Consider the following 23,003-nt stretch of genomic DNA (forward strand, 5'->3'; position numbering starts at 1 on the left):
GCGCTCACCGCTGTTGCTAGACAGTTATCTCGATATCAACGGAGTGAACTTGCGACATCACTCGTTGGCGCTATGTCTTCGACCAGAGACATGCTAGCGGCATGTGGCCAAAGCAGCTCGTCACGAGGAGATCAGGCTAGGTCGTGGCACCTTCGGCAGGCTGCCGCGACGAGCAAGCCCCGCCAGTCGCTACCGCCGCGGACGCTCAGAGCCAGCGGCGGACTCGTGCACGGTAGCGGGCAAATGATTCGCCGAACAATGTTTCCAGCGCCCACTCTTCGGCTGGGATCTGGAAACGGTTCATGTACAGCACGAAAGCAACTACGCCAAGCAGGGTTAGAGGCGAGGCCAAGACCAGCGCCCAAGCCGCCAGGATAATGGCAAAGCCTAAGTACATGGGGTTGCGGCTGTACCGGTAGATGCCAGCCTCCACTAATGCAGAAGCCTGCTGCGGCTGCAATGGATTAACCGTAGTACGCGCGCGGCGAAACGACAGGACGCCGGCGAGGCACACGCCGAGCCCCAGGAGCAGTATTGGCAAAGCGAAGGTCAGGCGCGCGGTCCATGCCAGTTCGAAACCCGGCAATTTGGTTCCCGACAAACCCATCAGCACAGCGATCAGGCCGGCCACGAGCAGCGGTGGCACGCGGTTTTCCAGCGCGCTCATAGTGTCATTCTCGTGCCTTGGCCACTTCGCTGTTCACCAACTGGCGCAGCGGCTCCGGGCCAAACTCGCTGAGCGCACGACCATTGACAAAAAAAGTCGGCGTGCCACGAACCCCAACGGCTTTAACGTCCTGCATGTCCGTTTCCAGCACGGCGTTGACGCCAGGCGTATGCATGTCCTGGCGGGCCTGTTCCAAGTTCAAACCGACGCGCTCTGCAGCAGCCCATGCCTGCGTTACCTTGGGGTCGTCGTGCCAACCGGGTTGGGCTTCCAGCACAGCCCCCAACACTTGTTCATGGAGATTTTGCTTACGCGCCGCCTCCAGCATTCGCGCCACCTCTTCGGAGCCTTGATGGAACAGTACATAGCGCAGCACCAAACGCACGTCTTCCGGGTTCTCGGCGAGGATCTGCTTCACATAGGGGTGGAAGGCGCGGCATGCCTCGCAGGAAGGGTCAAAGAATTCGACGATGGTCACTGGCGCTTGCGCCGGGCCGAACACTGGTGAGTGGAAGCGAACCAACTGGCCGCCGTTCTGTTTGGGTTGTGTCGCGGTCTCTTGGGCTGTCGAACCGGGAGCCTGGGCCTGTTGAGGCGATTGCGAGGGGGAATAGAAGAATGCGGCGGCAGCAAAGACGGCCAGGATCACGACACTGACGATCAGGACCACGGAACGGCGATTCATGGGGTGGTTCTCCGACGGATGATTATGAGCAGGATGGCGATAAGGATAAAAGCGAACAAGGCGAGTGCCGGCAGGGGCACCACGCCGAAGAGGGTCATTCCGGCGCCTGAGCAGGATGGACCAGTGGCCGTGCAGGGCTGGATCGGCTGTGGAATCAGCCCTGCATAGAGCAGCGTGTGAACAAATGCCAGTGCCGCACCGATAGCGGTCAGCGGCAGGGCATAGTGCCAGACGGTGAAATCCGAGCGGTAGCAGGCGATGGCCAGGATCACCGCCAGCGGAAACATGAAGGCACGCTGGAACCAGCACAACACGCAGGGTGCCTGGCCCATCACCTCACCAATGAACAGCGCGGACAGGGTCGATACCAGTGCGACCAGCCAGGTTAGCAGCAGCAGGTTCCAGGGCATGCCTGAAGGTTGAGGATTCATTGCGGTTAACTCCTGGCGATGGCGAGCACTTGCCTCAGACCCGCCATCCAGTTATTTCGAAACATCATGCATCCTCTTATCGGCAGGACTTGTTAGGACCGTTGCGGACTTCGCCCAACGGCAAAGCGAAAAGCAACCAGCCTCAACGCTGGGTTAAATCCGATGCCAGTGGGAGAATGTCGCCCTTGCGCAACAAGGGAAGATATCAGATGTCGCGGGACTGGCTGGAAGAACACCAGATAGCATTTTATTTCGCGGCGGTGGTGGCCGCTGCCATTGCAGGCCTGAGCTCTGCGCAATTCACCGGACTGACGGCCATGGCCATCACACCGGCGATTGCCGTGCTGATGTATGCCATGTTTCTGCAGATTCCTTTTTTGGAGCTGCGAGAAGCTTTTGCCAACCGCCGCTTCGTCGGTGCCTTGTTGCTGGCCAACTTCCTATTGGTGCCATTGATGGTGTGGCTGGTGACGTGGCCGCTCTCATCGAACAAGGCCTTGTTGGTCGGCGCGCTGCTTGTCCTGCTGACGCCTTGTATCGATTACGTGGTGGTCTTCACCCACCTGGGCAAAGGGGACTCTCGTCTGGTGCTCGCGGCGACGCCATTGCTGCTGTTGCTCCAGCTTCTGCTGCTGCCCCTCTACTTGCGGCTAATCCTTGGCCCCGAAGCCGGCACAGTGATCGAGCTGTGGCCCTTCGCAGAAGCCTTCCTGTTACTGATCGTCCTACCCTTGGTAGCGGCTGTGCTCACCGAATTTGGCGGACGCCGATCTCTGCTGCTTCGCGCATGGAGCGCAGGTTGGGCCTGGCTGCCAGTGCCTGCAATGGCCCTGGTTCTAATCGTGGTGGTGGGTTCGCAGATCGCGGCTGTCGTGTACCAACTCGACATCCTGGCGCCGTTGCTTCCGGTATACGGAGCGTTTCTACTACTCGCTCCGGCCCTCGGCGTACTCAGCTCCCGGCTATTTGGCTTGGAGGCTTCTGCCGCACGGGCAGTGGCCTTTAGCTCAGGCACTCGCAACTCGCTTGTAGTGCTTCCCCTGGCCCTAGCGCTCCCGGAGTCCATTCGCGCGCTGGCCGCGGCGGCTGTGATTACTCAGACACTCGTAGAACTGATTGGTGAATTGATCTACTTACGGGCGATTCCAGCCATGGTCAGAAACAGTTGAGCCTCGTCGAAATCGGCGAGAGCGCTCATGCCTCGTGCTGTGGAGCAAGATTGATCAGCGGCGCAATGATGAGCTGAGCGGAGCGCGCCCAAGAAACCAGTGCCTCAAGATCCATCTGTAGAGATTGGGCTTCTGTCCAGATACAAGCACTCTCGGCAGGCACCGTAAGAGCGATGCCCTCAACTATCGTCAGAGCCATCGCATGCAATCTCAGTAGCTCGTCGCGAATGGAGGTGATTCCACCCAGTTCCACCAAGCAGACGTCCAAGCGATCAACCAGCCGGAGCAGTTGAGAGGTGTCGAAGCTGTCGCGCAGGTTTTCCAACGCCACGGCGTCCACTTCGCCGTACGGTGTAAGGCGGAAGGATGCGGGAGGAATGTTGATCATGGCGTTTTCTCGGTATCTAGCTGGCTAGGTCTGATCACCCGCAGCGAGCCGGCAGCTTGTTGGAACACCGAGTCCTTGATCCAGGGCTCCGGTGGCCGGTTTAGCTTGAGGTTGAATTCGCCGAAGCGCTTGAGGTTGCTGGTCAGGTAGAGTGGTTGGGCCCCCTTCAGCATACATAGCGGAACTGGTGTAGACGACTAGCCCTGAGCTAGGCCTTGGGCTTTCAAGCAGCTCCAATGATCGGCACTGAAGTGCTAGGGAGCGGATTACTTCTAAAATTCTGGCTAACACGCTCACACTTAAAAACGCTTCTGGATATGCTGGAAAAAGGCAAGCCAAGCAGGCGAAAAATTGACACTAACTACTTTCAATACAATGGTTATTTCTTGGGATATAACTCTTCTAAAGATAATGCCGGTAAATACGGATTTGAAGAAAGCCCTGCTGAAATCAAGCAAAAAGTGAAAGAGCTTTTACTAATCTAGCTCGGTCGAACAAACTAGGTCTATTGCTCGTTGAGTGATCGTCTCTGAGCATTTTAACTGCTGCCGTTGCTGGCAGCCATGAGTCAAAAATTGCACTCAACGACAGGCAGCTTTTGGCCGACAGGTGCCTGTCGTCACCGGCTGCAATCGGCCGAGGCTGTGTAAAAACGTTTTCGAGCGCGACAGGTACTCAAAACCGGACTGGAAATCGCGCATCTGGGCGAAATCCACATCTGCTGAGGTGCCGAAAAATTTCAGATTTCACGTAGACGCGCGCACTTCAATTTTGACGAAGCGTTTTTACACACTCTGGGCCAAAAGCAGGCATTAGATGTGACCACGGCACTCGAGGTGATTCAAAACTGCTCTAGACGTTCGTCTTCAGCTGATAGCCATATGGACAGCACACACCACCCAAGGTACGGTTCATTTGCCATGGTAATACGCCATTATCAAGCGATGCCTAGAGGGATTTAGAGTGCACGTTAAAGCCATCAAGCTGATCAACTTCAAAAAATTTCGCGACGAACTTCTAGAATTCAACGACGACGTCAATATTTTCGTCGGCGACAACAATGCTGGTAAAAGCACAATCTTGGAAGCGTTAGAAATTGTGCTCAATTACAATCATCGTGGACGGCCCTTCAACGGCGAGTTCTCCCCTGATCTTTTCAATCAGGATGCCGTCACGCGGTTTCTCGCCTCTGACTTGAGCTCCAAGCACCTGCCCAGCCTTATCATCGAAGCCTACATTGACGGTGTGCCTGAGTACCGAGGCTCGAACAACAGCCTCAAGGCTGACGCCCAGGGCGTCTTGGTACAAGCCTGTTTCGACCCGTCGCTGGAGGCCGTATACGAGAGCCACCTGCTGACCAAGCCGAACATCACCAGCATTCCGATCGAATTCTATAAGGTGGAATGGCTCGATTTCGGTTGGAATCCGATAAAACCGATCGCTAAGAAGTTTAAGGCGCTGTACATCGACCCCACACGTATCCACCCAACCATGGGGAAGAACCAGTACATTTCGAGCATTCTCAACACCGCATTGGCGAAGGAAGAGCTCGTCAAGCTGACCCTCAATTATCGTGAAAACCTGCAGGTGTTTAACAACTCCGGGGAGGTCAGGACGGTCAATGCCAGCCTTGATGCGGGTCACCTTATCACCGATAGCAAGCTCACCATTGCAGCAAGTACGTTACCTGCGGGCTCCATCCAGACCGGCCTACAGCTTGAGGTCGATGATGTGCCTTTTCACCTCATCGGCAAGGGTGAACAGAGCAATGTGCAGATTAAACTGGCCATTCAGAACAAATCCCACGACATCGATCTGGTGATGATGGAAGAGCCCGAAAATCATCTATCTCACACCAATCTGAACAAGCTTGTGCACTACATCGAAACCCAGCGAGGAGACAAGCAGCTGTTCCTGACCACCCACAGCTCGTATGTGTTGAACAAGCTGAGTATCGACAAAATTTGCCTTGTGCAGTCAGGGTACAAAAGGCTGCACACGCTAGACGCTAAAGTGGTGAAGACCCTCAAGCGTCTTCCTGGCTACGACACCTTGCGGGTGGCACTGTCGGGCAAGGTCATCCTGGTCGAGGGGCCGTCGGACGAACTGGTGCTCAAGAAAATCTACCAACGAAAACACAACCGACTGCCTGAGCAGGACGGGATAGATATCATCGTGGTACGCGGTGTAGGTTTCAAGACGTTCATCGAAGTCGGTAAAGAGATCGGCACCAAGATCCATGTGCTCAGGGATAATGACGGCGACTATAACGGTAACGTTGTACAAGGACGTCTGGAATACGCTGCGTTTCCTAACATCAAGCTGTACTCGTCGATGAACGACGCCGAATTTTCGCTTGAGCCAGCGATGATTTATGCCAACGCAGTTGACATTAAAACCCTTGACGCTTTCGCAAAGGAAGTCTTGTCGACGGAAACCTTCAATATCTACAACGCAGAGGTCTCTCTGGAGGATCGAAGGGAAAATTTGATCCGTTGGTTCAAGAGCGTAAAGGGCAACGGTAAAGGCGCTCGCAAGGTCGACTCTGCGGTCAAACTGTTCGATGGCGCACTGGACTTCAAGTACCCAGCCTTTCTAGACGAGGTGCTCGATTTTGCCTAACGAACTCTGGGTCGCAGGCGCCGGATCAGGGAAAACGCACAAGATCATTACTGAAGCCATTGAGACCATCAAGGCTGGTGGACGTGTGCTTGTAGTCACCTATACAACCAATAATCAGGCAGAGTTGCGCTCTCGTTTTGTTGAGTTGTACGGTGCTAGCAGTGAGCACTTCGTCGTCAAGGGGCTGTTCTCTTTTTACCTGGAAGATATGGTGCGTCCCTATCAGAGCGAGGTATTTCCAGATCGGATCACGACTATCTCGTTCACTGAGAACAACCCTCACTTAATATCAGGTACAACCTACTACATTGAAGGCAGAGCTGAAAAATCGGAAGATGGCACGATCAATCCACTGCATTACCTGACGCCCTGCAAAACAAAGGCGTACTCCGGGTTTTTGGCAAAGCTTGCGACCCTCATTGCGAAACTATCCAAAAATGCCCCTGCCAAGCGGTTGAAGGAGATTTATCAAAGGGTCTATTTTGATGAAGTGCAGGATTTGGTCGGTTGGGACTACGACGTGATCAAATCACTCAACAAGGTCATGGTCGACTCGATCTGTTGTGTGGGCGACTTTCGACAGACAATCTACACAACGACGTTCGGCCATAAGGCTCCGCAGACGCCTCAACAGAAGGTCGATTACTTCGTCGGGAAAATGAAGTTCGAAAAGCATTCGATGCCGAAGAATCGCAGGTGCATACAAGAAATCTGCGACCTCTCCGACACGATCCACCTGGGGCTGTATGACAAGACGGTAACAGGTGTCGAGAAAGTGCCAGACGAAATATCGCATCACCATGGCACCTTCATAGTGAAACAATCTCAGGTGAGCGATTACTTGGCAGCGTTTCAGCCTCAAGTACTGCGCTGGTCGTCCACCACCGGCACTGGATACCTACCGGGTAACCTTATCTGTTATACGTTCGGTTCCTGCAAAGGCTTAGGCTTTGATCGAGTGCTTGTGATCCCGTCAGATAAACATCTGAAGTTCATTGGCGGAAATGCCAAAGTGTTCGACAAGGATAAGACGGAGGAGTCGCGAAACAAGCTATACGTCGCGATTACCCGCGCGCGCTATAGCCTGGCCTTCCTCGTCGAGGATAAGAAGGTGAAAGGGCTCCCTTACCCCATATGGGATGGCTCTGGCGCGCTCAATGCAGTGATCGAAAAGTGAGGCGGAGAGGCTGACGACTCATGTTGAGTGACGAGAAGCCGCCTCTCCCCGCGGACATTTCAGGAGCAATACCATGACGATGGCCCATGAGCGCACCCGTAGCGTTGTTCAAACACGGGACTTCCTACAGGAGCTGGCTAGGGACACGAGCCTTCCTGAAAACGTACGGTACCAAGCAAATAATCTACTTCGGCATTACCCGACAGCAGAAGCCGTCTGGTTGGCTGGTCGAGTGGAAGAGCGATCCAAGCAAGAGCTTTCCCTATTGGCCGACAAGCATGGACCTCTACATCCGGTGTTAGTCAGCTGGCTGTTAAATGATCCGATGTTTTCGGATCACGGAGCCAGCTGAGCCGGGGCGCAACACTGGCAAGAGGATCCCCCTCGTCAGGTGTTCAAGGGGCAGATGCTGGCTGTGGCCTTGATGTCCATCATGCCGTTTAAATAGGCCCCGTTTATCTCTGAGCGGCCCGAAGGGAGCCGTGCACTGGGCGTGATTGACATACCGCCGTGCCGTAACAGCTTCCCTCGTATCTATAATTGGTGGCTCAGCTAGGAGCCATCATGAGTTTGTTGCCGATTGAATCTGTTTTGCCCGCTTTAAGAGATGCCTTGTCTGCACGTAATGAAGTTGTACTTGAGGCAGCGCCGGGGGCAGGCAAAACAACGCGAGTACCAATAGCGCTGCTGGAAGAGCCTTGGCTGGCCGACCAGACTATTGTCATGCTCGAACCACGTCGACTAGCTGCCAGAGCCGCAGCTGAGCGACTGGCGAGCGAGCTGGGAGAAAGCGTTGGGCAAACAGTCGGCTATCGAATTCGCTTGGAGAGTAAGGTCGGACCACAGACTCGAATTGAAGTAGTGACTGAAGGCATTCTTACTCGTCGGCTTCAAGACGATCCTGCCCTAGATGGCGTTGGGCTGCTCATATTTGATGAGTATCATCTGCGTAGTCTCGATGCCGATCTGGCGTTGGCCTTGTGTCTCAACGGCCGTGAGTTGTTGCGCGACGAACCGCCGCTGAAGGTGCTGCTGATGTCCGCCACGCTGGAAGGCGAGCGCCTGTCGCGCCTGCTGGACGAGGCGCCTGTGGTACGCAGCGAAGGTCGCATGTATCCGGTGGAGCAGCGTTGGGGGCGGCCGAGTCAGATCGGCGAGGCGCTCGAACCCCGGGTGGTACAGACCATGCTCCAGGCCCTGGCCGATGAACCTGGCAGCCTGCTGGTGTTCCTCCCCGGCCAGGCGGAGATTCGCCGCGTCGCCGAGCAGTTGGCCGAGCGCCTCGCTGGCCGGTCAGAGATCCTGCTCTGCCCGCTCCACGGTGAACTGGACCTCGCTGCCCAGCGCGCGGCCATCGAGCCGGCACCGGCGGGCAAGCGCAAGGTGGTGCTGGCCACCAACATCGCCGAGACCAGCCTGACCATCGATGGCGTGCGCGTGGTGGTGGACGCGGGCCTGGAGCGTGTACCGCGCTTCGACCCGGCCAGTGGCATGACTCGCCTGGACACCCAGCGTATTTCCCGCTCCTCCGCGACCCAGCGTGCCGGCCGTGCCGGCCGTCTGCAGCCGGGTGCCTGCTACCGGCTCTGGTCTGAGGCCCAGCATGAGCAACTGGCCGCCCACGGGAGCGCGGAAATCCTCCAGGCCGACCTTGCCGGACTGGCGTTGCAACTGGCGCGCTGGGGGATTGGTGATCCCAATGAACTGGCCTGGCTCGATCCGCCGCCCACGGCTGCCTACGCCCAGGGCCGTGACCTGCTGCAACGCCTCGGCGCACTGGCCGACGATGGCAACTTGACCCGCCATGGCCAGGCCATGGCCGAACTGCCCGCCCATCCGCGCATTGCCCACCTGCTGTTACGTGGCCACGCCCTGGGACTCGGCGGCCTGGCCTGTGACCTCGCCGCCCTACTGGGCGAGCGCGACATCCTGCGTGGTGGCGGTGCCGACCTGCACAGCCGCCTCGCCTTGCTGGCCGGTAACGACAAGGCAGCGCGTGGCGCTCGTGGCGGCGTGCAGCGTGCTCGCCAGCTGGCGCGGCAGTTCCGTTCCTACCTGCGTGGCCCGGCCAGCGAGCCGGTGGCCGATCCGGATCACCCGCGCTGGCTCGGCTGCCTGCTGGCGTTCGCCTACCCGGACCGCATTGCCCAGCAACGTCGTGCCGGAGGGGCCGATTATCGGCTGGCCAATGGCCGTGCAGCCACCTTTGGCGAGCCGGATGCGCTGATGAAGGAGCCCTGGTTGGTGATCGCCGATCTCGGTAGCCGCCAGGGCCAGCGTGAAGAGCGCATCTATCTCGCGGCCGACCTTGATCCCGCACTGTTCGACGGCCCTCTGGCCGAACAGGTAAGGTGCCAGGACCTGCTCGACTGGGAAGAGCGCGAAGGTGTGCTGCGCGCCGAACGTCAGGTGAAAGTGGGTGAGTTGGTGCTGGCCCGCGAAGCCCTTGCCGAACTGGATGACGAGGCCCGCTCGCGTGCGCTGCTCGGTCTGGTGCGACGCAAGGGGCTGGAGCTGCTGCCGTGGAGTGCGGAGCTGCGCCAGTGGCAGGCGCGGGTGGCGCTGCTGCGCCGACTGGACCTGGCCGACACGGGCAGCAGCGAATGGCCAGACCTCTCCGACGCGGCGCTTCTGGCCAGCCTGGAGGAGTGGCTGCAGCCCTGGCTGGGCAAGGTCAGCCGCCTCAGCCATTTCGCCAACCTCGACCTCGCCGGCATCCTCCATGGCCTGCTGCCCTGGCCGCTGCCGCAACGCCTCGACGAGCTGGCGCCGCGTACGCTGGAAGTGCCCTCCGGCTCGCGCATCCGCCTCGACTACAGCGACGAGATGCCGGTTCTCGCGGTGCGCCTCCAAGAGCTGTTCGGCCTCGCCGACACTCCGCGCATCGCCGGTGGCCGTCAGGGCGTCAAGCTGCACCTGCTGTCCCCGGCCCAGCGCCCGGTGCAGGTCACCCAGGACCTGGCGAGTTTCTGGCGCAATACCTACGCGGAAGTGAAGAAAGATTTACGAGGTAGGTACCCTAAGCATTACTGGCCTGAGGACCCGCTTGTGGCCCAGGCTACAGCTAGAGCTAAGCCGCGAAAATCGTAGGCTGTTGCTCAATGCGGGCGTGTGAACCGGAACCCAGTGTTGCCTCGAGAGCAACGCAGGTTGGCTCTCTGTTGAGTGTGCCAGTCAACCGGCGTACTAGGGCCGTGCGAGTTTTACCGTATTGCCATTCGTAGAGTCGACGTGCCCGTTTTTTGCAGATTTCGGCCCTTTGTAAATGTGTGCTCCGGAACTTAAGCGACGGTTCACCCTTGACACCCTAGTGGAGGATCATAGATGTCGTGGACTTTGGCGGCATCGACCATGCATTCCTGGTTGATCACAACGGCCAAGTGATCTTCAGCCTTGACAAGGGTCAGGTGATGACGAACCTCAAGGACATCTATCCGGACAGAGCCCTACGGATTGAGTCGGGCATTCAGGATGCCACCTTGCACGGGCAGGAGCGGATTGTCTCTTTCGCCCCAGTGAACGACCGGTAAACGTCGTCGTCATTAGACACGCGCTTTATGGACGCTTCGGCAGTGAAGCGAGTTGTATCGCAACATTCAAAGGTGGTTATGCCAATGCTCCCAGCTTTTGACTGACTCCGTATTCTCTTCCTCTTCCTCTTCCTTTGTCTCTTTCTTGAGATCTTCTTGCCGAAGTTGCTTTAGCTTCTCCAGTTCACGCACGTACTCGTCAACTGGCATACCATTTTTTAATGCGTTCAGAAGTAGCTCCTCGGCCTGGTCATATATACGGTTAGTCCTGATTATATGGGCAGATGAAACGATGTCTTCGTATCCATCAAGTTTGGCGAATGCAAGATGAATATACCGTTCTACCGAGAGGGGATCTTTGTGGCCAGTCCACAGCATGACGTCGTAAAGAAACTTTTTGCTATTAAGCAGGGCGCTTCTGAAGTCGTCCTTTTGCTTGAACTTGTGTCTTTTGATTAGGAGTACGAAAAGATTGGTGATGAAAGCATGGCGGAACATGTGTGCACAGACTTTTTCTTCGATGCCGGCGTGACTTCTAAGTTGAATCATTTCATTCGTAATACTGCAGGCACCGAGCGGCTTACCAGTCTTTTCTTGAACAAAGAGTCTGTCGTGATCCGTGTCCTTGAAGTTGCGAAGAGATATTCTGCGGGCAAACTGAATATATTTCTTAGCTTCGCTTAGTACCACTCTTGAAATCGGGATAAAACGCTCGGAATAGGTTCCACGTTTCAAGGTTCGCAGACGTAGCAATGGGAACGACATGTTCATGGCATTACGTATGTCCGAAACGGTAATTTCAATTATCTCGCTGCGTCGAGCGCCCGTATGCTCAAGCAAGGAAATCACCAGATTCCGTCGAAGTTGAAGGTGTCTCGATGGGTGGATTTTGTTTGCTGAATCTCGCAAAAGCTTTATATGTTCGCTCGGGATCGGATCGCGCGTGTGGTAGCGCGTTCCAGATACATGAAGAGAGTGGTGATGCAGATAACTCCGCTTTATCGTTCTTCCTGAGCGCGTTGTGATAGTAAATGTTTTCATTACGGCGCGGATGGTTCCATTCTCTGATACAAATGCATCGTCGCCATAAAGACGTCCTACGAATTGCAAAAAATCTAGACAGATCCTACCAATTGCTAGGAGTGTAGTTTCGGTGCGCCTATTTACAGTGGGATCGTTGACAGATCGCTCCTTTCTTAATTCGTCAATGAAGTCTGAGAACTGTTGGTCAGACAGTCCTATAAAGTCAGTTCGGTATCTGAAGCAGTAGCGAACTAGTGGGCTTATTTTGGATGCATACTCCCCAATGCTTCCGCCTTTACCGCCGTGCCTTGATAGGCCTTTTCCACCTCGGCCAGGGCGGTCACGTAGTGCGAGCATGTAGAGATTTGCGACGTTATTGGGCGTGCCATCAGGCCAACAGCAAAACGGCAGGCCAGAACCATCTTTTGTTATAGTACTTCCATGCGCATGGTAGCTAAAGAGTGTTAGCTCTTTAAGTGGTTTAAATAGTTGTTGGCGAAGGTGGTTTGTCACTTGCGATACTCCTCCAGTCGCGTAACTCGCCCGTCTCCGGAAGAAGGGGAGGGGGGGGGTGGCTGTTCTGGAGGGAGGCTCAGTAGAGCAGTAAGTGCCTGAACGGCATCGCTTGCCCGCTTTTCAAGTAGAGCGGGATCTAGATTGCTACGTATATTTCTTAACTCGTTAATTGCCAGGCTTAATCCCTGGAGGAGGACCATGTTGGCGCAGCGCTGCTTATCAAGTCTCTCCTCTAGTTCAGTTACTAGTCGCGAAAGTCCGGACTTAGTGCGTTTTGTTGAAGTGGCCTCTTTGCTGCCATTGACCTTCTCAATGGCCCTCAATGCCGCTAGGCGGAGGGTATCAAGTTCCTTAAATCCTCCCTTGAACTGTAAGTTGGCGTGAGATTTTAAAGTGTTGATGCTCATTGGGGATTTTGACTTTATAGCCCCTGAGTCCTCGAAATTGAATTCGAGCTTGGCTAGCGCTCCTTGGCTTCTGAGAGCCTTTAGAATGTTCTCGTTTTTGGAAAAATAGTCAGGATTACGGTAGATTAGCTTTAAAAGTTCACTGGTTATTAATGTGGCGCTAGCATGTGGCTCTAGGTCGGAGATTTTTTTCATTTAGTCTGTGCTCTGAATTTTTACTACCACGCGCATATGTTGGCCGGTTTCGTCTGTGAAAAACTCTGGCTCAATCTGGACTTTCCCTGTCTTTATCATGTCGGTGATTGCGTCTTCAAGTTCAGCAGTGTCTACTAGAGCAAAATTATCTGTGTTGTAACGAATTTTTAGTATTTCGGCTAGATCTTCGTAAGCAGTGATATCGCCATTATGCAAGCTTTCTGCTATGAACTGAGCCTTAGCGCTACGCAAAACTGCACCATCAGTGGACTCAGTAATGTAATTCCAAACATGCTGCATGTCGGTGTGCCCGAGCATCCACTGCAGTGTCTCCAGTCCTCCAAAACTGCTCGAGTGGAAGAATACCATGGAGAAAAAGCGTCGAAGTTGATGTTGTCGGATATAGTACCTTTCTCCTTTTGAATTTAGTGGTAGTTCGAAATAATCGCACAACAAGTCTAGGTTTCTATTGTAGGCATACATTGTTTGCTGACTAAGCCCGGCATTTCCGAGGAGTCCGGGGGGGGCAAAGAGGCTAGTCATTTCAGTTATGAATCCGCTTTTTAAAAGTCTCTGCTGCATGGAAATTAAGTTTTTAATCATTTTTACGGCAATGGGTTCGATTGGGCGTGCTTGGCGTTGTCTTATGCCGAACAGGTTGGATGTGCTTTTTCTATTTAAGAAGATCAACCATCTTTCGCTTTTATCTAGGCAGTCAGTCGAGTGCAAATCGAGCATTTCTCCTATTCGGCGAGCCATGATTGTTCCAACTACCATCTGGACACATCCAATATAGATGCGTAAGCACTCAATCAGTCCCACATTATTTCTGAGTTCTATGAAGTAATTTGACTGCTTTCTCAGTGCGCCGTGCCTAATAGACACCGTTTGACATACAAGCCCAAGCTTCCTAATTCCCATGTCGATAAGCTCAGGGGGCATAATGTCTTGTAACTCTCCATTGGTAAGTTGCGTAGGGGCAATTCCATTGAGGTTGCAATGCTCTGCCATGCGGCAGAAACCTTCTATTAGAAGTTCTCCATACTTGAAATGGTACTCGATTGATTTTCTGAAGGCGTCTCTCACTATTGGGTACGGCAGCGTCCGAAACCGAGCAGCTTCAGAGAGTGATGGTTCATAATCAAGTATCTGCTTCAGCTCTGATACTTCGGGAGCTGGAAGCCCAATTTCATGAAGAATTCCAAGGTTGTATGTTAAAAATCTGTAGGCGCGAAATGGACCGGATGTCATTGCTTCATGGTCACCTGTCCTGACCGATGAACCGGGATACTCTCTCGATATTATTTCTCTCTCATTATCAGTATAGAATTCTAATGAGCTTAATGTTTTTAGTTTTAGATGCCCGCCTTTCAGTGTGTTGGCATAAAGCGATTTCGCTAGCTGCAAGGTGTTAGGGGTGCGGACTCCAGCAGTTGATCTTTTTTTATAATATCCATGCAAATGCAAGGCAGCTCTTGCATAAGGTATTAAATCAAAAGGTATTTCCAGGTGATGCTCATCTAGTTGTTCGTCAGTCACAATGCGCATTCGTGGATATTGATCTAGAATGCTATCGAGTTCGATAGAACTGGAAGTGTTTATTAAGCTTAAACAAAATTTGCTGATAGTCTTGGTCCACTCGTAAACCGACTCTTCCGAACCGTTGACGCTTGAGAAGACGTCTAGCATTCTCTTCATGTGATGGCTGTTGATTCCAGCCAATCCGAATCTGGATAGCTGATATTCTTTTGCATTCAGAAGAATGTAATCGGCAACGTGAATGGCCCTGTTAAACATCGTCATCTGTGCGGCTAGTGAACCTAATTCGATCGCCGATCCTCGAACAGAACGTGTAGATGTTGTTAAAAAATACTTTAGCCCGTCTAGTAATGGCTTGTTTTTTTGGGCAAGCAGAGAAGTTTCGTCGTCTAATGTAATGTCCCAGTTGATCGTGTTGGGGGTCGCAAAATTGAAATCATATTTCCATATGTGCAAGTCGAAATCACTCAGCAACCAACTTGATTTTTTGTATTCTGTCCTAGGGTCGGTGTAGAACGCTTTTAGGAAGTCTAGCTCTGCTGGTAATTCAACATTCATATATCAACTTCTCCATTCTGCGGGGGTTACACCTCTGCTCGGCGACATAAAGGTGGTCTTTCAGTAGTGCGTCATTATCCCTTCTGATCTCGGCAACAACGGCCTTCGTTAGATCTGCCCAGTATCGTGCTACTCCTGTCACTTCTTCGGGTCGTTCCGCTGTAGCCACTGCTTTCTCTAATGATACGAGGGCGGTCATTATCCCTGGATCCACTGAGATGTAGACCTCTGAGTACTGATTCGCTGAATAGGGTTCAGTTGTTTGAGTGTTCTCCGGGTTGACCAGGTGGTCAGGGATGTCTTTTAGTGCATGGTTCTTAAGAAATAGATTTAACTCTTCCATTGTCTCGAAGTCTGCGGCCTCTATGAGGAAGCTGCTATCTTTCATCGCGTCACAGATTAAGCCGCGCTGAAAAATTCTTATCCAGCGGGCTTGGAAGAAGGCTAGTATTGACTCCGGCAGGTAGTGAGAAAGTTGCAGGCAGTCGTGGTTTGCGTGGCCGAGCGCTTTGGACATGGCTTCGACGCTTTGGGTTTTTAAATATACCTCTACCCCACATGAGGCTCGAAGACTAGAAAGGGTGACTCGAGATAAGAAATTTTTTAGTTCAGTACCCCTCAAGGAAGTATGATTTGAAAATTGTTGTGCAAGTCGTTCAAAAATCCGTGTGTGTTTATCGAATAGCGCTTTGTTCCAAGTCGGAATTACAGCGCTCCGCGGGTGACCGAAACCCTTCCCGCAGGTCAGGAATAACTCCTTCCATCGGCTGTCGCCAATTCCCTTGAGATATTTTCTTAACGGTGCTGTGATCTTTATTACTTCGAAGATTCGCTTTGTTGAGTTCGCGTTTAGTTGTATTTTCTGCTCGCTTAGCTTTCCACCTCTTCTATCCTTGAAGCCGACCAACTGATACCCGGTGTCGGTTTTCACAAAGCCGGATCTTCTACCTTTGTCGTCATACAAACGAAAATTCTTAAGGAAAGATTCTGTGATCTCATTGTGCTCTGCTACCAGTAAGCATTGGTAGGGATAAAGAGTGCCAGCAGCCGGAAGTCCAAGTATATTTGCGACATCAGCAGATAATATGGTGTATCCGTATTGGTGTTCGAAGTCCATGCGCGAGGATGGAAAGCCGTTGCTTTGAAAAATCGCGCAAATTGATTCGTGATCGTAACTCCGACGCTGCCAGCCTTTTCGAGGTTTGATTTCCGAGGAGTTTATCCGTGTGGTTGCGAGTATACGAAGTTGGACTCTCGAGTAAAGTTCATTGGCTTGTTCTGTTGCCCAGGATTTTACGGTTTCGATGTCTTTGTGGATACTTTTGAATAATATTTCTATTGCCTCGTTATCAGTTATTTCGAGAGGGACTCTAGTGATAAGTTTTTCATGGATTTCCACCCCCTCATCAGACACGGACACTCTTGTTTGCGCTCTGTGTTGTTTGGGGCGGATGGGCCGTGGTAGTCCATCCCCAAAAGGGGTTGCCCAAACTCCTGATTGTATAAAGGCCTCTTCGCAGTTCGATATGAACCTGTTCCACGTTTTTATCTGGGTTGGTATATTTAGATTTTCTCTATATGCGGTTAAGAAGTGCTCCTTCATGAAGTGCAAAAAGAATGATTTTATATTTTCTGGGTTTTGGAAGGTTGTAGTTGGCCACTCCAAAGAGTTCTTCGATAAATAGCTGGCCAGCTTGTTGCACAATGTGGTGTTGCATCTTGCTTGCTTGGCCGAAAAAGTCTTCCATGTCCGGTAGTACTCTTCTGTAAACTCAGGGCCATGGGAGTGCCATAGTTCTCCCAGCGCGAGAAAACTTGGTACTCCTTTTAGGGAGTCGACTTGCCATCCGTTCCAATAGCGCAAGGCCAATGGGTTCAATTTTTTCTGCTGGGAATCCCAGAGTTCTTTCCCTTCTTCGAGGTCGGCCATCAAATAGTCGAAATTGGGCATGCCTGGAATTTCGTCGCGCAGACTTGTAAGTGTTTCTACGAAACGTCGAGCCCAGCGAATCCGAACAGGCTCTTTGCTATCGGCCAAAGTTCTTGATCGCAATGCACCGACAAAACCGATGATGATCGGCTCGCAGCTTCGACTCGACAGATGGACGTAGGAGAGTTCTGCCTCGATGAGTTGGAGGTAGCACTCGAGCAGCTTCAGCGGAACGTTAATCAACTCCGACGACGCGTGGGTTTGAAAGGCCTTGGCTAGGGGCTCCGAAATTTTTCGGAATGGATAGTTGGGTAAGAACAGGGTGCTGCTGATGATTGTCAACGAATTCTTGTCCTTGCTTTGGGGTGGAAGATCCCGTATTTGCTGGGTTTAGGTATCTAATGATAAATCCATGCGAATGGCAAAATGCGTGAACGCAGCCTGGATGCAGACCTGGCATTGGCGCTGACGCTCAACGCCCGGCAGCTATTGCGTGACGAGCCACTGAAGCTGCTGCTGATGTCGGCGACGCTGGAGGGCCAGCGCCTGTCGGCACTGCTCGACGATGCGCCGGTGGTGCGCAGCGAGGGGCGCATGCACCCGGTCGGGCAGCGCTGGGGTCGTCTCGTTGCGGCGAATGAGCGTATCGAGCCGCGCGTGGTGCAGACGGTGCTGCAGGCGCTGGAGGACGAGCAGGGCAGCGTGCTGGTGTTTCTGCCGGGGCAGGCCGAGATTCGTCGGGTCCACGAGGCGCTCGCTGATCAGCTGGGCGGGCGCGGCGACATCCTGCTCTGCCCGCTGCACGGCGAGCTGGAGCTGGCGCAGCAGCGCGCGGCCATCGAGCCGGCACCGGCGGGCATGCGCAAGGTGGTGCTGGCGACCAACATCGCCGAGACCAGCCTGACCATCGAAGGCGTGCGCGTGGTGGTGGATGCCGGACTGGCGCGGGTGCCGCGCTTCGATCCCGGCAGCGGCATGACCCGGCTGGAAACCCGGCGCATCTCCCGCGCTTCGGCCACGCAGCGCGCTGGCCGCGCCGGCCGGCTGGAGCCGGGTGTCTGCTATCGGCTGTGGTCCGAGGATCAGCACGCGCAGCTGGCGGCCTATGGCGAGGCGGAAATCCTCCAGGCGGACCTTGCCGGTGTCGCGCTGCAACTGGCGCGCTGGGGTGTCGAGCCCGACGAGCTGGCCTGGCTCGACCGGCCGCCGGCGGCGGCTTACGCCCAGGCCCAGGCGCTGCTCGAACGGCTGGGCGCGTTGCAGCACAACGAGCATGGCGGCTGGCAGCTGACCCGCCACGGCCAGGCCATGGCCGAGTTGCCGGCGCACCCGCGGCTGGCGCACATGCTGCTGCGCGGGCATGGCTTGGGTATTGGCGCGCTGGCGGCGGATGTCGCGGCGCTGCTGGTCGAGCGTGACATTCAGTCCGGCGGACAGCGCAGCGGCGGCGCCGATCTGGCGCTGCGTCTGCACCAGTTGCAGAGCGGCCGTGGCGCTGCGGTGCAGCGGGTGCGGCAGCTGGCCCGGCAGTTTCGTGGCCTGCTGCGCGGCACTTCGGGGCAGGGCGACGGAGCGCTGGACGAACAGCACTCGCTGGCCACGCTGCTGGCTTTCGCCTACCCCGACCGCGTCGCCCGGCAGCGCCGCGAAGGTGGCGGTGGTTATCGTCTGGCCAACGGACGCGCGGCGCTGTTCGGTGAGCTGGATGCATTGATGAAGGAGCCCTGGCTGGTGATCGCCGAGCTGGGTAGCCATCAGGGACAACGCGAGGAGCGCATCTACCGGGCGGTCGCGCTGGACCCGGCGCTGTTCGACGGACCGCTGGCCGAACAGGTGTCTCTGCGCAATGAGCTGGAGTGGGACGAGCGCGAGGGCGTGCTGCGCGCCGAACGGCAGCGGCGGATCGGCGAACTGGTGCTCAGCCGCGAACCACTGCCGAACCTCGACGATGACGCCCGGGCTCGCGCGCTGCTCGGCCTGGTGCGGCGCAAGGGCCTGGAACTGCTGGCCTGGACGCCGGAGTTGCGCCAGTGGCAGGCGCGCATCGACCTGCTGCGTCAGCTCGATCTGGACGCAGGCAACAGCAGCGACTGGCCGGACGTCAGCGATGCTGCACTGCTGGAACGGTTGGGCGACTGGCTGCTGCCCTACCTCGGCAAGGTGTCGCGCCTGGCGCACTTCGCCCAGCTCGATCTGGCCGGCATGCTCGCCACGCTGCTGCCCTGGCCGCTGCCGCAGCGCCTGGATGAGCAGGCGCCGGTGGCGGTCAGCGTGCCGTCCGGCTCGCGCATTCGGCTGGACTACAGCGAGCAGCCGCCGGTGCTGGCGGTGCGTCTGCAGGAGCTGTTCGGCCTGGCCGACACGCCGCGGATTGCTGGTGGCCGACAGGTCGTCAAGCTGCACCTGCTGTCGCCGGCGCGGCGTCCGGTACAGGTCACCCAGGACCTGGCGAGCTTCTGGGCCAACACCTACGCCGAGGTAAAAAAGGATCTGAAGGGGCGCTATCCCAAGCACTACTGGCCGGACGACCCGCTGATCGCCGAGCCGACCGCACGGGCCAAGCCACGCGGGCAGTAGGCTCAGTCCGACGGCAGGCTGAGGTCCTCGCCGGCGACGCGCAACGCTTCATAGGCGTCGTCGAGCGCAGTGACGATGGCGCTGGCATCGCGAGCATGACGCGAGACGATGAAGTGGATCGGCACCTGGGCCAGGCGCTGGTAGGGCAGCGCCTCCATCCGTAGCCGCTGGCGGGCCTGTTCCACTGGGATCTGGTAATCGAGCAGGTAATCGCCACGGTTGCGCTGCAGCATTTCCAGCGCGGAAAGGTGATTGCTGGTGCGCAGCAGGCGCAGATCGAGGCCGGGATCGTCCAGCAGCGCGTTGACGTTCGGCCAGTAGCTGTAGCCGCCGATCAGGATCAGCGACTTGCCGGCAAGGTCGTCCGGCAGGCGCGGCGCCGGTGTACCGGCAAGGCGGTAGAGGTTGAGATTGATCTGGCTGAGCGTATGCCGGCCTTCCAGCGTATGGGTCGCCAGCTCCGGCTTGCCCTGGGCTCCAGGCCAGAGGTCGATGCTGCCATTCTCCAGCGCCGCGTAGAGGCGGGCGCCGGGCAGCCCTCGAAAGCGCACGCCGTAGCCGGCCTCACGCGCGACGCGGCGGGTCAGTTCGGCCAGCTCGCCGCGTGCCATGCCCTGGGCATCGGTATAGATGGCCGGGGCGAACTCGTAGTAGCCGACGTTGAGGACGCGTTGCTGGACGACATCGGCCAGAACCGTCGTAGGTAAGCCGGCAAGGGAGGCCAGGGCCAGATAGATGAGTGCTTTCAATGGATCGATCGCTGCCTTGCGCTGTTCCAACAAGCATGCGCAGCCGATGCCCGGTTGTCCATGAGCCATATTGCTGCAGCAGCGTGAGGAATGTCGGCCTATATCGACCTATGCTCATACCGAAAGGCAGGCGTGCGGCACGAAGGAGTAGGGTATGCAGCGCAAGGTGTTCGATCGCAAGGTGTTCAACCGCAAGCTGGTGGTGATCACCGGCGGCTGTGCCGGGATCGGCCGCGCGCTGGCGGTGCGCATGGCACAGGCTGGCGCGCGGCTGGTGATCTTCGATCTGCATCAGGATGCGCTGGATGGCCTGGTGCAGCATCTGGCCGATCACCACAATGCCGATGCGCTGGGGTTGTGCTGTGACGTCAGCGATGCCGAGGCGGTGCAGCGCGCGATTGCGCTGGTGGTGGAGCGTTACGGCGGCATCGACGTGCTGGTCAACAACGCCGGCATCACTCACCGCAGCCCGGTAGCGAATACCAGCCTGGCAGTGTTCGAGCGGGTGATGGCGGTGAATTTCTACGGCGCGCTGCATTGCACTCAGGCCGCGCTGCCCAGTCTGGTCTCCCGCGGCGGGCAGATCATTGTGCTCAGCTCGCTTTCGCAGTATTCGCCGGTGCCCAACCGGGCCGCCTACAACGCCAGCAAGCATGCCCTGCACGGGCTGTTCGAGACGCTGCGTTGCGAGCTTCGCGAAACCGATGTCAACGTCATGCTGGTCTGCCCCGGCTACACCGCCACCGATCTGCGCAAGAACGTGCTGGTCGGCGATGGTTCGACCGCGCCAACCCCTGCGTTGGACATCGGTCGGGTCGCTTCGCCGCAGGATGTGGCTGAGGCTATCTATCAGGGTGCGCTGCGCCGGCGCCGGCTGCTGGTGCTGTCCAACCTGGACTGGAAGGCCCGGCTGCTGGCGCGCTGCTTTCCGCGGCTGTACCAGAGCCTGCTGTTGCCGCGGCTGCTTGGCGGGCGCGCCTCCTGAGCGCTGCTGGCTAGCTACCGCTGCCGTAGAGTTGCTGCATCAGCGCCTCGTCCCAGTAGGACGCCTCGATCTTGTGGCCGTCCAGATCGCGTACGAAACAGCCGTAGTAGGGCTCGCCATATTCCGGGCGCGGGCCGGGTGCGCCTTCATCGCTTGCGCCGGCGGCGATCGCCGCGCGATGGAAGGCGTCGACCTCGGCCTGATCCGCAGCGAAAAAGCCGACATGGGTGCCGTTGCCCACCGACGCGCTGCCGCCGTCGATGGGTCGTTGAATCCAGAATTCCGGGTATTCACGGCCCCAGGCGACGGCGCCGGGGTGTTCGAGGATGCGCCTGCAGCCAAGGGTGGCGAGGACCTGATCGTAGAAGGCAACCGCTTCGTCGAAGCGATTGCTGCCCAGTGAAATGTGCGAAAGGATGCTTGGGTTCTGGTCGGCCATGGCGGGGTCTCCTGATGTGGCCGGAGCAAGCCTAGCAGGCTCTGTGCGCCTCGCCTGAACCTCCGTCGAAAGACCGCTCAGCCGTTGTCCGGCTGGCGTGTCGGCGGCTCGGTGCAGAGCATGAAGCAGCGGAACAGCATGATCGTCGGCAGCAACTGCAGCAGGCCGACCACGGCGTCCAGCAACATCGCCGGCAACAGTGGTGGCGTCTGCTCGGCGAACAGCTGGGCGGCGATCCAGATTTCCAGCATCCAGATCGGCAACAGCACGGTCATCACGCAGCCCAGTATCAGCAAAAAATGCCCGCGGGTGAGGGCGAAGCTCTCCTTCAGCGCCGCCAGTGGTGTCAGGCCACGCAAGACCAGCAGGTACTCGGCGAAGGCGATCTTGACCATGACCCAGATGCCGGGCAGCACGAACAGCGAGGCGCCGAGCATGATCAGCAGTGAGCCGAGCCCCGAGAGCACGGCCAGCGCTGGCCACAGCGGCAGGGCCCGGGCGTAGACCGCACGCAGCGCCGGATCGTGGCCACGGCTGCGCGCATCCAGGTAAAGGATCAGCGCGCCGACGTACAGCGGATAGAAGATCAGGCCCACCAGCAGGTCCAGGGCGGGCAGGACGTTTTCGCCGAGCCAGTGATCGAGCGCCAGGCGTGTCGCGCTTTCGAGCAGGATCAGCGGCAGGCAGAGCCGGACGATGGTCAGGAAGTGGCGGGAGTAGAAGAACCAGGCGTCACGCAGGATGGCAAGAACGTTCATTGCAGACCGAAGGTGAGTAATCGTTTCGGGGCGCCACTGTAACGGATGCGGCAAGGACGGGACATGTGCGATTTCGCCGTCCATACTGGAGCCCCCTTTCAGATTCGGGCCGCCGCGTGAAGAAGATTGCCCTGTTCGCCGATGTACAGAACCTCTACTACACCGTGCGGCAGGCCCATGGCTGCCACTTCAACTATTCCGCGTTGTGGGCCGATGTCAGCCGTCGCGGCACCATCGTCGAGGCCTATGCCTACGCCATCGAGCGCGGTGACGCACGCCAGCAGCAGTTTCAGCAAATCCTGCGCAACCTCGGTTTCACGGTGAAGCTCAAGCCCTATATCCAGCGCAGCGACGGCTCGGCCAAGGGTGACTGGGATGTGGGCATCACCATCGACGTGCTGGATGCGGCGGCACGGGTCGACGAGGTGGTGCTGGCGTCCGGCGATGGCGATTTCGACCTGCTGCTCGATCGGGTGCGGGCCGGCGGCGCCGAAGCGACCGCCTATGGCGTACCGGGACTTACCGCGCAATCGCTGATCCGTGCGGCGACGCGTTACGTGCCGATCGAGGGTGATTTGTTGTTGCGTGGCTGAACATCCGCCCACTTTGAGGGGAGCGAGTCTGCCGATAGTGCGACTCGGAGTGGCCAGTGTAGGGT

General features: G+C 56.5%; 20 protein-coding genes and 2 pseudogenes. 10 read left to right on the forward strand and 12 right to left on the reverse strand.

What is annotated here, in order from left to right:
• Positions 1-205: 205 nt before the first annotated feature.
• Genes CXK91_RS11350 through CXK91_RS11360 form a run of 3 tightly spaced genes read right to left on the reverse strand, consistent with a single transcriptional unit; the run spans position 206 to position 1,783 of the window.
• Positions 206-667 carry a methyltransferase family protein gene (locus tag CXK91_RS11350; RefSeq protein ID WP_003292672.1) on the reverse strand — a complete coding sequence of 154 codons (462 nt, stop codon included), beginning with the start codon at positions 665-667 and terminating at the stop codon, positions 206-208.
• Positions 668-671: 4 nt separating this feature from the next.
• Positions 672-1,352, reverse strand: coding sequence for a DsbA family protein (locus CXK91_RS11355; protein WP_008569955.1), 681 nt, complete (start codon positions 1,350-1,352; stop codon positions 672-674).
• On the reverse strand, positions 1,349-1,783 hold the full coding sequence (locus tag CXK91_RS11360) for a disulfide bond formation protein B (protein ID WP_003292674.1): 435 nt from the start codon (positions 1,781-1,783) through the stop codon (positions 1,349-1,351). Before CXK91_RS11360 ends, CXK91_RS11355 begins: the two co-directional genes overlap by 4 nt.
• 209 nt (positions 1,784-1,992) lie before the next feature.
• Here CXK91_RS11360 and CXK91_RS11365 point away from each other — a divergent pair, with 209 nt between their 5' ends.
• Positions 1,993-2,952: an arsenic resistance protein gene (locus tag CXK91_RS11365; protein ID WP_003292675.1), complete on the forward strand. Its 960-nt coding sequence runs from the start codon at positions 1,993-1,995 to the stop codon at positions 2,950-2,952.
• Between the two features lie 25 nt (positions 2,953-2,977).
• On the opposite strand, the gene tnpC is transcribed toward CXK91_RS11365, so the two are convergent.
• Both tnpC and CXK91_RS22710 read right to left on the reverse strand, forming a co-directional pair.
• Entirely contained in the window at positions 2,978-3,340 is a 363-nt protein-coding gene (tnpC, locus tag CXK91_RS11370; RefSeq protein ID WP_003292676.1) for a Tn3 family transposase post-transcriptional regulator TnpC, read from the reverse strand.
• Positions 3,337-3,513, reverse strand: coding sequence for a hypothetical protein (locus CXK91_RS22710; protein WP_003292677.1), 177 nt, complete (start codon positions 3,511-3,513; stop codon positions 3,337-3,339). Before CXK91_RS22710 ends, tnpC begins: the two co-directional genes overlap by 4 nt.
• Positions 3,514-3,576: 63 nt before the next feature.
• Here CXK91_RS22710 and CXK91_RS22605 point away from each other — a divergent pair, with 63 nt between their 5' ends.
• The 6 genes and pseudogenes from CXK91_RS22605 to CXK91_RS11395 all read left to right on the forward strand — a co-directional run.
• Positions 3,577-3,825 carry a hypothetical protein gene (locus tag CXK91_RS22605; protein ID WP_101153433.1) on the forward strand — a complete coding sequence of 83 codons (249 nt, stop codon included), beginning with the start codon at positions 3,577-3,579 and terminating at the stop codon, positions 3,823-3,825.
• A gap of 478 nt (positions 3,826-4,303) precedes the next feature.
• Complete coding sequence (locus tag CXK91_RS11375) at positions 4,304-5,962, forward strand: ATP-dependent nuclease (protein WP_015275579.1); 1,659 nt, start codon at positions 4,304-4,306, stop codon at positions 5,960-5,962.
• Positions 5,955-7,139 carry a UvrD-helicase domain-containing protein gene (locus CXK91_RS11380; protein ID WP_003292679.1) on the forward strand — a complete coding sequence of 395 codons (1,185 nt, stop codon included), beginning with the start codon at positions 5,955-5,957 and terminating at the stop codon, positions 7,137-7,139. The genes CXK91_RS11375 and CXK91_RS11380 overlap by 8 nt, the downstream gene beginning before the upstream one ends.
• 73 nt (positions 7,140-7,212) lie before the next feature.
• The gene (locus CXK91_RS11385) at positions 7,213-7,491 is read left to right on the forward strand and encodes a BPSL0761 family protein (protein ID WP_015275580.1); all 279 of its coding nucleotides are present in this window, start codon (positions 7,213-7,215) and stop codon (positions 7,489-7,491) included.
• Positions 7,492-7,703: 212 nt separating this feature from the next.
• Positions 7,704-10,229, forward strand: coding sequence for an ATP-dependent helicase HrpB (gene hrpB / locus CXK91_RS11390; protein WP_003292681.1), 2,526 nt, complete (start codon positions 7,704-7,706; stop codon positions 10,227-10,229).
• A gap of 224 nt (positions 10,230-10,453) precedes the next feature.
• Positions 10,454-10,657 (forward strand): annotated as a pseudogene (locus tag CXK91_RS11395) (chemotaxis protein); the annotation flags it as partial.
• A gap of 78 nt (positions 10,658-10,735) precedes the next feature.
• Here CXK91_RS11395 and CXK91_RS11400 read toward each other — a convergent pair.
• The 4 genes from CXK91_RS11400 to CXK91_RS11415 are packed head-to-tail and all read right to left on the reverse strand — an operon-like array spanning position 10,736 to position 16,858.
• Complete coding sequence (locus CXK91_RS11400; protein WP_063613243.1) at positions 10,736-12,205, reverse strand: tyrosine-type recombinase/integrase; 1,470 nt, start codon at positions 12,203-12,205, stop codon at positions 10,736-10,738.
• Positions 12,202-12,810 (reverse strand): hypothetical protein, encoded by a 609-nt coding sequence (locus CXK91_RS11405; RefSeq protein ID WP_015275582.1) that lies wholly within the window; start codon positions 12,808-12,810, stop codon positions 12,202-12,204. The genes CXK91_RS11400 and CXK91_RS11405 overlap by 4 nt, the downstream gene beginning before the upstream one ends.
• A complete protein-coding gene (locus CXK91_RS22610; protein ID WP_015275583.1) occupies positions 12,811-14,907 on the reverse strand; it encodes a phage integrase in 2,097 nt (698 codons plus the stop codon).
• Positions 14,897-16,858, reverse strand: coding sequence for a hypothetical protein (locus tag CXK91_RS11415; RefSeq protein ID WP_138407004.1), 1,962 nt, complete (start codon positions 16,856-16,858; stop codon positions 14,897-14,899). Before CXK91_RS11415 ends, CXK91_RS22610 begins: the two co-directional genes overlap by 11 nt.
• Positions 16,859-17,260: 402 nt before the next feature.
• On the opposite strand from CXK91_RS11415, the pseudogene hrpB (CXK91_RS11420) reads away from it, so the two are divergent.
• Positions 17,261-19,414, forward strand: a pseudogene (gene hrpB, locus CXK91_RS11420) (ATP-dependent helicase HrpB); the annotation flags it as partial.
• A 2-nt stretch (positions 19,415-19,416) separates the two neighbouring features.
• Here the strand turns inward: hrpB (CXK91_RS11420) and CXK91_RS11425 are convergent.
• A complete protein-coding gene (locus CXK91_RS11425; protein ID WP_103456196.1) occupies positions 19,417-20,232 on the reverse strand; it encodes a substrate-binding periplasmic protein in 816 nt (271 codons plus the stop codon).
• Between the two features lie 85 nt (positions 20,233-20,317).
• Between CXK91_RS11425 and CXK91_RS11430 the strand changes: the two genes are divergently transcribed.
• The gene (locus CXK91_RS11430; RefSeq protein ID WP_103456197.1) at positions 20,318-21,148 is read left to right on the forward strand and encodes an SDR family oxidoreductase; all 831 of its coding nucleotides are present in this window, start codon (positions 20,318-20,320) and stop codon (positions 21,146-21,148) included.
• A gap of 10 nt (positions 21,149-21,158) precedes the next feature.
• Here the strand turns inward: CXK91_RS11430 and CXK91_RS11435 are convergent, their stop codons facing one another.
• A complete protein-coding gene (locus CXK91_RS11435) occupies positions 21,159-21,587 on the reverse strand; it encodes a VOC family protein (protein WP_103456198.1) in 429 nt (142 codons plus the stop codon).
• A gap of 77 nt (positions 21,588-21,664) precedes the next feature.
• Complete coding sequence (locus CXK91_RS11440) at positions 21,665-22,345, reverse strand: YciC family protein (RefSeq protein WP_014819013.1); 681 nt, start codon at positions 22,343-22,345, stop codon at positions 21,665-21,667.
• Between the two features lie 116 nt (positions 22,346-22,461).
• On the opposite strand from CXK91_RS11440, the gene CXK91_RS11445 reads away from it, so the two are divergent.
• On the forward strand, positions 22,462-22,938 hold the full coding sequence (locus CXK91_RS11445) for an NYN domain-containing protein (RefSeq protein WP_014819014.1): 477 nt from the start codon (positions 22,462-22,464) through the stop codon (positions 22,936-22,938).
• The last annotated feature ends 65 nt before the right edge of the window (positions 22,939-23,003 follow it).

It is taken from the genome of Stutzerimonas stutzeri (genome assembly GCF_002909485.1).
In the GTDB taxonomy this organism is placed as follows: Bacteria; Pseudomonadota; Gammaproteobacteria; order Pseudomonadales; family Pseudomonadaceae; genus Stutzerimonas; species Stutzerimonas stutzeri_AH.